At 61.6% G+C, this 9163-nt stretch carries 11 protein-coding genes; 10 read left to right on the top strand and 1 reads right to left on the bottom strand.

Annotated elements, in window-relative coordinates:
- Positions 1 to 109: 109 nt before the first annotated feature.
- From mdcA to madM, 9 genes are all read left to right on the top strand, one after another.
- Positions 110 to 1786: a malonate decarboxylase subunit alpha gene (mdcA, locus tag ALQ04_RS19650; RefSeq protein ID WP_122317405.1), complete on the top strand. Its 1677-nt coding sequence runs from the start codon at positions 110 to 112 to the stop codon at positions 1784 to 1786.
- Positions 1786 to 2661, top strand: a complete 876-nt coding sequence (locus ALQ04_RS19655; RefSeq protein ID WP_122317406.1) for a triphosphoribosyl-dephospho-CoA synthase — start codon at positions 1786 to 1788, stop codon at positions 2659 to 2661. Before mdcA ends, ALQ04_RS19655 begins: the two co-directional genes overlap by 1 nt.
- Positions 2662 to 2663: 2 nt before the next feature.
- On the top strand, positions 2664 to 2963 hold the full coding sequence (locus tag ALQ04_RS19660; RefSeq protein WP_122317407.1) for a malonate decarboxylase subunit delta: 300 nt from the start codon (positions 2664 to 2666) through the stop codon (positions 2961 to 2963).
- Positions 2956 to 3807 carry a biotin-independent malonate decarboxylase subunit beta gene (locus ALQ04_RS19665; protein ID WP_122317408.1) on the top strand — a complete coding sequence of 284 codons (852 nt, stop codon included), beginning with the start codon at positions 2956 to 2958 and terminating at the stop codon, positions 3805 to 3807. The genes ALQ04_RS19660 and ALQ04_RS19665 overlap by 8 nt, the downstream gene beginning before the upstream one ends.
- Complete coding sequence (gene mdcE / locus ALQ04_RS19670; RefSeq protein ID WP_122317409.1) at positions 3804 to 4604, top strand: biotin-independent malonate decarboxylase subunit gamma; 801 nt, start codon at positions 3804 to 3806, stop codon at positions 4602 to 4604. Before ALQ04_RS19665 ends, mdcE begins: the two co-directional genes overlap by 4 nt.
- Positions 4598 to 5236, top strand: coding sequence for a malonate decarboxylase holo-ACP synthase (locus ALQ04_RS19675; protein WP_409077278.1), 639 nt, complete (start codon positions 4598 to 4600; stop codon positions 5234 to 5236). Before mdcE ends, ALQ04_RS19675 begins: the two co-directional genes overlap by 7 nt.
- A complete protein-coding gene (mdcH, locus tag ALQ04_RS19680; RefSeq protein WP_122317411.1) occupies positions 5233 to 6168 on the top strand; it encodes a malonate decarboxylase subunit epsilon in 936 nt (311 codons plus the stop codon). The genes ALQ04_RS19675 and mdcH overlap by 4 nt, the downstream gene beginning before the upstream one ends.
- A 67-nt stretch (positions 6169 to 6235) precedes the next feature.
- Positions 6236 to 6652 (top strand): malonate transporter subunit MadL, encoded by a 417-nt coding sequence (gene madL, locus ALQ04_RS19685; protein WP_122317412.1) that lies wholly within the window; start codon positions 6236 to 6238, stop codon positions 6650 to 6652.
- Position 6653: 1 nt separating this feature from the next.
- Positions 6654 to 7418: a malonate transporter subunit MadM gene (gene madM / locus ALQ04_RS19690; RefSeq protein ID WP_122317413.1), complete on the top strand. Its 765-nt coding sequence runs from the start codon at positions 6654 to 6656 to the stop codon at positions 7416 to 7418.
- A gap of 53 nt (positions 7419 to 7471) precedes the next feature.
- Here madM and ALQ04_RS19695 read toward each other — a convergent pair whose 3' ends face one another.
- A complete protein-coding gene (locus tag ALQ04_RS19695; RefSeq protein ID WP_122317459.1) occupies positions 7472 to 8395 on the bottom strand; it encodes a LysR substrate-binding domain-containing protein in 924 nt (307 codons plus the stop codon).
- 141 nt (positions 8396 to 8536) lie between these two features.
- On the opposite strand from ALQ04_RS19695, the gene trhA reads away from it, so the two are divergent.
- The gene (gene trhA / locus ALQ04_RS19700; protein ID WP_122317414.1) at positions 8537 to 9151 is read left to right on the top strand and encodes a PAQR family membrane homeostasis protein TrhA; all 615 of its coding nucleotides are present in this window, start codon (positions 8537 to 8539) and stop codon (positions 9149 to 9151) included.
- Positions 9152 to 9163: the final 12 nt, after the last annotated feature.

Here is a 9163-nt window from a genome sequence, read left to right on the forward strand (position 1 = left end):
AAAATCACCATTCATTACTCTAACCGTAACGATCATGCTCCCTGCTTGATTGATGCCCCACACCCTTCGCTCCTAAGGTGGCCCACGACAGCGAAATCGTGGAGCGATCATGACAACAATAATGAACCCCGACGCACGCTGGTCGCGTCGTCGCAGTGAGAAGCAGCGGCGGCTCGAACAGGTGCGAAGTCTCGCCGATGGTGTGGTGTTGCCGACCGAGAACATTGTCGCGGCGCTGGAAGCCTTGCTGGTGTCCGGAGACCGGGTGGTGCTGGAAGGTAATAACCAGAAGCAGGCGGACTTTCTTTCCCGTGCGCTGACCAGGGTCGATCCGGCCAAAGTGCACGATCTGCACATGATCATGCCCAGTGTCGGCCGCGCCGAGCATCTGGATCTTTTCGAGCAGGGCATCGCCCGCAAACTGGATTTCTCCTTCGCCGGTACGCAAAGCCTGCGCATCAGCCAGTTGCTCGAAGACGGGCTGCTGGAAATCGGCGCCATTCATACCTACATCGAATTGTATTCGCGACTGGTGGTCGACCTGATCCCCAACGTGGTGCTGGCCGCCGGTTTCATGGCTGACCGCGCTGGCAATATCTACACCGGTCCGAGCACCGAAGACACGCCGGCACTGATTGAGCCCGCAGCGTTCAGCGATGGCATCGTCATCGTTCAGGTCAACCAGTTGGTCGATGACGTCAGCGACTTGCCACGTGTGGATATCCCGGCCTCATGGGTCGATTTCGTGGTGGTGGCCGACAAGCCGTTCTATATCGAACCGCTGTTTACCCGCGACCCGCGCCATATCAAGCCGGTGCATGTGCTGATGGCGATGATGGCGATCCGCGGCATCTACGAAAAACACAACGTCCAGTCGCTGAACCATGGCATTGGTTTCAACACCGCGGCCATTGAGCTGATCCTGCCGACCTACGGCGAATCGCTGGGCCTCAAGGGCAAGATCTGTCGCAACTGGACTCTCAATCCGCACCCGACCCTGATTCCGGCCATCGAAAGTGGCTGGGTCGAAAGCGTGCATTGTTTCGGCACCGAGCTGGGCATGGAAAACTACATCGCCGCCCGGCCTGATGTGTTCTTTACCGGTCGCGACGGCTCGCTGCGTTCCAACCGCCAGTTGTGCCAACTGGCCGGACAATATGCGGTGGACCTGTTCATCGGTGCGACCTTGCAGGTCGATGGCGACGGGCACTCCTCAACCGTGACACGCGGACGGCTGGCCGGTTTCGGGGGGGCGCCGAACATGGGCCATGACCCGCGTGGCCGCCGGCATGCCACACCGGCCTGGCTCGATATGCGCCAGCAGAGTGGCGATGGTCCGGAGGCTTATCTGGAGCGCGGCAAGAAGCTGGTGGTGCAGATGGTCGAGACCTTCCAGGAGGGTGGCAAACCCACCTTCGTCGAAACTCTCGATGCAGTTGAAGTGGCGAAGAAAAGCGGCATGCCGCTGGCGCCGATCATGATCTATGGCGATGACGTCACTCACCTGCTGACCGAGGAAGGCATCGCATACCTGTACAAGGCCCGCAGCCTGGAAGAGCGGCAGGCGATGATTGCTGCAGTGGCGGGTGTGACGGTGATCGGCATGCGCCATAACCCCAAGGACACTGCGCGCATGCGTCGTGAAGGCCTGATTGCCCTGCCTGAGGACCTGGGTATCCGGCGCACCGACGCCAGCCGTGAATTGCTTGCCGCCAAGAGTATTGCCGAACTGGTCCAGTGGTCCGGTGGCCTGTACAACCCGCCTGCGAAATTCAGGAGTTGGTGATGAGCGCACTCAAACTCAATCCAGCGCCTTTATCGCTGGCGTCACAACTGGCCGATCTGGCCGTGGATGCGCTGATCGACGAGGCCGATCTGTCACCCAAGCCGGCTCTGGTCGACCGGCGCGGCAGTGGCGCCCACACCGATCTGCACCTGGGTTTGATGCACGCTTCGGCATTGTCGCTGTGGCCGACCTTCAAACAAATGGCCGATGCCGCTCTGGAGTTCGGCGAGGTGTGCCAGCCGTTGCGTGAAGCGTTGGGCAGTCTCGGGCGTGAAGGTGAAGTCGACATGCTGCGTACCACTGGCGGCGTGAATACCCATCGCGGCGCGATCTGGGCCTTGGGCCTTTTGGTGGCGGCTGCGGCGCTGGAGCCAGGGAACTGCACCCCGGCGGCGCTGTGTCTGCGTGCGGCTCGCCTGGCGTTGATCGAAGACCGGCATGCAATCGTTCAGCCCAGCAATGGTCGTGAAGTTGCCCGGCGTTACGGTGCCATGGGCGCCAGAGAGCAGGCGCAGCTTGGCTTCCCTGCGGTCATTTGCTTCGGCCTGCCGCAACTGCAACACAGCCGTGCCTCTGGCAGTGGCGAGCTGAACGCCCGGCTGGATGCGCTGTTGGCGATCATGACCACGCTGGCTGACACCTGTGTATTGCATCGTTCCGGGATGACCGGCCTTGAGGCCATGCAGCGCGGCGCGCAACGGGTGCTGGATGCCGGTGGCAGCGCCAGCCTGGCGGGCCGTCGTTATCTGCAAGAGCTGGATCAGCAATTGTTGAGCCTGAATGCCTCTCCCGGAGGCGCAGCCGATCTGCTCGCCGCCTGCCTGTTTATCGATGGCCTGGAGCCTGTGCTCGGCCATCCATTGAGGAGTCTTTGATCATGGAAACCCTGTCTTTTGAATTCCCTGCCGGGCAGCCGCCAGCCGGTCGTGCGCTGGTGGGCTGTGTCGGTTCGGGCGACCTTGAGGTGCTGCTGGAGCCAGGCATGCCGGGCAAGCTGTCGATCCAGGTGGTGACCTCGGTCAATGGTGCATCGGCGCGCTGGCAGCATTTGTTCGAGCGCATGTTCGAGGGCCAGACGCCGCCAGCGCTGAGCATCGACATTCATGATTTCGGTGCGACACCGGGCGTGGTGCGCTTGCGTCTGGAGCAAGGTTTCGAGGAGATCGGCCATGACTGATACCGCCCGCTTGTTGAGCCAGCACAGCTTTATCGAACTTGGTGCCCGCCAGCGTGCCCGTGCCTTGCTGGATGCCGGCAGTTTTCGCGAACTGCTCGACCCTTTCGCCCGCGTCATGTCGCCGTGGCTGGCCCGTCAGGGTGTCGTGCCGCAGGCCGACGATGGTGTGGTGGTCGCCAAGGGTACGGTCGATGGCAGACCTGTGGTGATTGCCGCCATCGAGGGCGCTTTTCAGGGCGGCAGCATGGGTGAGGTGGGCGGCGCAAAAATGGCAGGTGCGCTGGAACTGGCGGCCGAGGACAACCGCAAAGGTATCCCGACTGCCGCGATTCTGCTGCTGGAAACCGGTGGTGTGCGCTTGCAGGAAGCCAATCTGGGGCTGGCCGCGATTGCTGAAATTCACGCCGCGATTGTCGACTTGCGTCAGTACCAGCCGGTGATCGGTGTGGTGGCTGGCAGCGTTGGCTGTTTCGGCGGCATGTCCATCGCTGCGGGCCTGTGCAGCTATCTGCTGGTCACCCAGGAAGCGCGCCTTGGCTTGAACGGTCCGCAGGTTATCGAACAGGAAGCGGGCATCGAAGAATACGACTCCCGCGACCGGCCTTTCATCTGGAGCCTTACCGGCGGCGAGCAACGTTTTGCCAGCGACATGGTGGATGGCTTTGCCGCTGACGACGTGGCGGATATCCGGCAACAGGTCAGCGGCTGGCTTGGCCAGGGTGTTCCTGCCGGGCATCGCAGCAGCCAGTACGACCTGTTCCTGCAGCGTTTCGCGCAACTGGATACCGAGGCGCAGATCGACCCGCAAACGGTGCGTAATCTCTATCAAGGAGCCCGGTCATGAGTGATTCCCAGCGTGGTTTGAACTGGTTCAACGCCTTGAGCGCACAGGCCAGCGCCGTAGCGGGCCTGCCGACTTCGGTCAAGGCTGCGGACGGCCTGCTCGGTGAGGTGCCGGTACGTTTCCTGGCGGTGGTGGTCGATGCGGACAACCGTTTTCCCCGTGCTCGCCAGGGTGAGGTCGGACTGCTGGAAGGCTGGGGACTGGCGAAGGCCGTGGACGATGCCATCGAGCTTGATCGGCACAGTGAATACAAGCGCGCCTTGATTGCCATTGTCGATGTGCCGAGCCAGGCCTATGGCCGACGCGAAGAAGCTCTGGGGATTCATCAGGCGCTGGCCGGGGCGGTGGACAGCTACGCCCGTGCGCGTCTGGCCGGGCATCCGGTGATTGCGCTGCTGGTGGGCAAGGCCATGTCCGGTGCGTTCCTGGCCCATGGTTACCAGGCCAATCGACTGATTGCCCTGCGCGATCCGGGCGTGATGGTGCATGCGATGGGCAAGGCCTCCGCCGCCCGCGTGACCTTGCGCAGTGTCGAGGAACTGGAAAAGCTCGCCGCCAGCATCCCGCCCATGGCGTATGACATCGACAACTACGCCAGCCTTGGTCTGTTGTGGGAAACCCTGGCGGTCAGCCAGATCGAACAACCGGCGGAACGGGATCTTGCCCAGGTGCAGGACGTCCTGAGCAGTGCGATTGAAGATGTTCGGGCAACCGGCACGGACTTGAGCAGTCGCCTGGGGGCCAGCAATCGTGCAGCTTCCTCGACAGTGCGCCAGTTGCTGCGAGCGCAGTGGTAATGACTATCCCGTTGGCGGTGCTGCCCCATGATCTGTTGTGGGGCTTGCGCCTGTCTGACTTGCCAGCGGATGCACCCGACTGGGTGATTGAGGTGGTCAGCCACGGCCAGCCGGTGGTGGTACGCCGTGCTGCGAGCATGCCCGGACAGGTGGCGGTGGGCATACGCGGGCCTCTGCGCGAGCAGCGTTATGCGGCGAGCATGGCAGCGTCTGCCATTGCGCGTCGTGTGCGGCCCGAGCAACTGACGCATCTGGCCAGCCACAACATCCGGCATTGGCCGGCGCTGGCTGCCTTGCAGCAGATCCGGCCGGTGATGGAGGTGCTGGACATTGAGTGGGGCGTTGCAGGCAGTGCAGGTTTTGAGCTGGCCAGTGGTGTTGCCGCACTGCATCAGGACAGCGATCTGGATCTGATTCTGCGCACCCCCGAATTCGTCAGTCGCCGCTGGGCGGCTGAGCTGGTCGAAGCGCTGGAGAACGCGACCTGTCGGATCGATGTCCAGTTGCAACTGGCCGATGGCGCCGTGGCGTTACGTGAATGGGCCGGCGCCTCGCGTCAGGTGCTGTTCAAGAGTTCGACCGGCGCGTTTCTGGTCAGCAATCCATGGCATCAGCCAAGGATGTGCGCATGAGCAGCTTCTGGGTGTTTCCCGGCCAGGGCGCACAACAGGCGGGCATGCTGCATCAGTTGCCGGATGCCCCCGCGGTGCACGACTGCTTGCGCGAGGCTGCGCAGGTTCTGGATGAGGATGTGCTGGCTCTCGACAGCCCGGATGCCTTGCAAGCGACTCGTTCCGTTCAGCTTTGCCTGTTGATCGCCGGTGTGGCCTGCGCCCGTGTCATGCAGCAGCACGGCTGCACGCCCGATTACGTTGCCGGGCTGTCGATTGGTGCCTATCCGGCAGCCGTAATCGCCAACGCCCTGGCTTTTGACGATGCACTGCGGCTGGTGGCCTTGCGCGGCGAGCTGATGCAGAACGCCTATCCCCAAGGCTATGGCATGACCGCCATCATCGGCCTGGATCAGGCCTGCATCGAGACGGCGATTGCCCGGATTCACGCTCAGGACACGCCTGTATTCCTGGCCAATATCAACGCCGACAACCAATGCGTCATTGCGGGCAGTGTTCCGGCGATGGAGCAGGTCGGGCGGTTGGCCAAAACCGCTGGCGCTGCTGCGGTGAAGCGGCTGGCGGTAAGCGTGCCGTCCCATTGCGCCTTGCTCGCAGCACCGGCGCAGGCGCTGGCCGATGCCTTCGCCAGGGTCCGGCTTGCGACGCCGACAGTGCGTTATCTCAGCGGCAGCACTGCACGGCCGATCCTGAATATTGAAAAACTGCGTGATGACCTGGCCTTCAACATGTGCCGGGTCGTCGACTGGCGCAGCACAGTGCAGACCGCCTACGAGCGTGGTGTGCGCCTGCAGATCGAAATGCCGCCCGGCACAGTGCTGACCGGGCTGGCGCGCAAGGTGTTTGAACAGGGAACGGCAGTGGCCTTTCAAGGCGCTCGCCTGGACAGTCTGGTCGCGTTGTCGCGTGAGGAGGGAACCCGTAATCCATAGAGACTGAGTGCAATGCTGCGAAGGACAAAAACAACAACTTCGGCAACGCAATTGAGGAATAACAACAATGATTATCTACGGTGTGGCTTTGCTGGCTATTTGCACCCTTGCGGGGGTGATTCTCGGTGACATGCTCGGCGTCCTGCTGGGGGTCAAATCCAATGTCGGTGGTGTCGGGATCGCCATGATCCTGTTGATCTGCGCCCGTTTGTGGATGCAGAAAAACGGCGGCATGACCAAGGACTGCGAGATGGGCGTCGGTTTCTGGGGTGCGATGTACATTCCTGTGGTGGTGGCCATGGCCGCCCAGCAAAACGTGGTGACCGCGCTCAAGGGCGGTCCGGTTGCAGTGCTCGCAGCCATCGGTTCGGTGGTGTTGTGTGCTGTCACCATCGCGTTGATCAGCCGTACCAACCGGGGTGAACCGCTGCCCAAGGAAGAACCGGCCGTGATCCCGACTGTAACGCCTGTGGGAGGTCGCTGATATGTGGGATCTTATCGAGAAAGGTCTTGAACACAACGGGCTGATCACAGCGTTTGCCTTCGTCGGCGTGATCATGTGGATTTCGGTGATTCTGTCCAGGCGACTGACCTTCGGCCGAGTGCATGGCTCGGCCATTGCAATCGTCATCGGCCTGATTCTGGCCTGGGTGGGCGGGACGCTGACCGGTGGGCAAAAAGGCCTGGCCGACCTGGCACTGTTCTCCGGGATCGGCCTGATGGGCGGCGCGATGCTGCGCGACTTCGCCATCGTCGCCACGGCTTTCGAGGTGCAGGCTACCGAAGCGCGCAAGGCCGGGATGATCGGTGCGGTTGCGTTGTTTCTGGGCACTATCCTGCCGTTCATTGTCGGCGCCAGCATTGCTTGGGTATTCGGTTACCGCGATGCGATCAGCATGACCACCATCGGTGCCGGTGCGGTTACTTATATCGTCGGCCCGGTGACCGGTGCTGCGCTCGGCGCGACCTCGGATGTCATGGCCCTGTCGATTGCCACCGGCTTGATCAAGGCGATTCTGGTAATGGTCGGCACGCCCATGGCCGCCCGCTGGATGGGCCTGGATAACCCGCGCTCGGCGATGGTATTCGGCGGCCTGGCTGGCACCGTCAGCGGCGTGACCGCAGGTCTTGCTGCTACAGATCGGCGCCTGGTGCCTTACGGCGCGCTGACGGCGACGTTCCACACCGGACTTGGCTGCCTGCTTGGGCCGTCGCTGCTGTACTTCATCGTGCGCGGGATTGTTGGTTGATCACTGCGTAGGAGCGGATTTATCCGCGAAATGGTTCGCGAATGAGTTGGCTCCTACAAGGTGTGAGGCAGGCGGTTGGTATACATCCGGCATTCGGCAATCAGTGCCAGCAGGTTCGGGTCGCGTTCTCTGGATTTTAGAAACACCAGGCCGATGTGCTGCTGCATGCGATAGCGCTTCTGCAACGGAATCAGCCGCACGCGGTTTTCATAGACTGCTGCGATGCGGCCCGGCAGCAAGGCGTAACCCACACCGGAACTGACCATGCTCAACAGGGTGAAGATATCGTTCACCTGCATCGCCACCTTGGGCTCGAACCCGGCCTGCCGGAATACCTGCACGCCATCGCGGTGAGTGGCAAAGCCTTGGGTCAGGGTGATGAAGGTCTCTTCGCGCAGGTCGCTCAGGTCGACTTCGCTGTGTTGTGAGAGGGGCGAGTCGGCAGGTACAGCAAGGAAAATATCGTCGGAAAACAGCGGCAGGTGTTCGCAGTCCGGATCGTTGACGCTTTCATCCAGCGACACCAGCATCGCATCGACTTCCATGTTCTTGAGCTTGTAGAGCAGGTCGATATTCGAGCCCAGAATCAGGTCGATATTCAGCTCGCTGCGGCGGATCTTCAAACCCATGATGAGCTGCGGCACAGTCTTGACCGTCAGCGAATACAGCGCACCCAGCTTGAAGCGTGCGGCCGAGAAGCCAGCGGCCTGGCGAGTCATTTCGACCGTGCTCAGGACATCCTGAATCAGCTTCTGGGCGCGCTCTTCCAGCACGTAGGCGCTTTCCAGCGGAGTCAGGTTGCGGCCTTCGTGCTTGAACAGCGGGCAGCGCAGGGCGCTTTCCAGCGAATGGATCGCACGATGCACGCTGACATTGCTGGTCTGCAGCTCGGCGGCGGCACGAGCCAGGTTGCCGGTGCGCATGAAGGCGAGGAATATTTCCAGTTTCTTTAGGGTCAGCTCGTCATCGATCTGCATGTCGTGGCGCTTGTTGTTGGTGTGGCAACGATTGTGCCTGACACGCCCGGCAATGGCTGCTGCAAATATGGCACCGGGCTTTGCATCGCTCATCGAAAGGCTTTAAAACAGGTGTTTCGAGTAGTCAGAGGTCATGTGCGTATGTACTACGGAGAAAAATTCAATGCCTGGTCGCATCTGGTGGGCGCGGTACTGGCCGCTGTCGGTGCCATCTGGCTGTTGGTGATGGCGAACCTGCATGGCGATGTCTGGAAGGTGATCGGCGTGGCGATCTATGGCGTCAGCCTGGTCAGCCTGTACAGCGTTTCGACGGTTTATCACAGCGTTCGCGGGCGGGCCAAAGCCATCATGCAGAAGGTCGATCATTTTTCGATCTATCTGATGATCGCCGGCAGCTACACGCCGTTCTGTCTGGTGACATTGCGCGGCCCATGGGGCTGGAGCCTGTTCGGTGTGGTCTGGGGGCTGGCGCTGATCGGTATCCTGCAAGAGATCAAGCCGCGCTCCGAAGCGCGGATCATGTCCATCGTGATTTACGCGGTGATGGGCTGGATCGTGCTGGTTGCGGTCAAACCGTTATTGGCCACCCTGGGCCTGGCGGGCTTTATCTGGCTGGCCGGTGGCGGCGTGCTGTATACCGTGGGCATCATCTTCTTTGCCTACGACCATATCCGCCACTGGCATGGCATCTGGCATTTGTTCGTGATCGGCGGGAGCCTGATGCACTTCGTGGCGATCTTTTTCTACGTCCTGTAGGAGCGAATTCAT

It is taken from the genome of Pseudomonas cichorii (assembly GCF_003700275.1).
Lineage (GTDB): Bacteria > Pseudomonadota > Gammaproteobacteria > Pseudomonadales > Pseudomonadaceae > Aquipseudomonas > Aquipseudomonas cichorii_B.

Bases quoted from the DNA above. Each gene is read 5' to 3' on its own strand.
- mdcA (WP_122317405.1), top strand. From the start codon at position 110: ATGACAACAATAATGAACCCCGACGCACGCTGGTCGCGTCGTCGCAGT.
- ALQ04_RS19655 (WP_122317406.1), top strand. From the start codon at position 1,786: ATGAGCGCACTCAAACTCAATCCAGCGCCTTTATCGCTGGCGTCACAA.
- ALQ04_RS19660 (WP_122317407.1), top strand. From the start codon at position 2,664: ATGGAAACCCTGTCTTTTGAATTCCCTGCCGGGCAGCCGCCAGCCGGT.
- ALQ04_RS19665 (WP_122317408.1), top strand. From the start codon at position 2,956: ATGACTGATACCGCCCGCTTGTTGAGCCAGCACAGCTTTATCGAACTT.
- mdcE (WP_122317409.1), top strand. From the start codon at position 3,804: ATGAGTGATTCCCAGCGTGGTTTGAACTGGTTCAACGCCTTGAGCGCA.
- mdcH (WP_122317411.1), top strand. From the start codon at position 5,233: ATGAGCAGCTTCTGGGTGTTTCCCGGCCAGGGCGCACAACAGGCGGGC.
- madL (WP_122317412.1), top strand. From the start codon at position 6,236: ATGATTATCTACGGTGTGGCTTTGCTGGCTATTTGCACCCTTGCGGGG.
- madM (WP_122317413.1), top strand. From the start codon at position 6,654: ATGTGGGATCTTATCGAGAAAGGTCTTGAACACAACGGGCTGATCACA.
- ALQ04_RS19695 (WP_122317459.1), bottom strand. From the start codon at position 8,395: ATGCAGATCGATGACGAGCTGACCCTAAAGAAACTGGAAATATTCCTC.
- trhA (WP_122317414.1), top strand. From the start codon at position 8,537: ATGTACTACGGAGAAAAATTCAATGCCTGGTCGCATCTGGTGGGCGCG.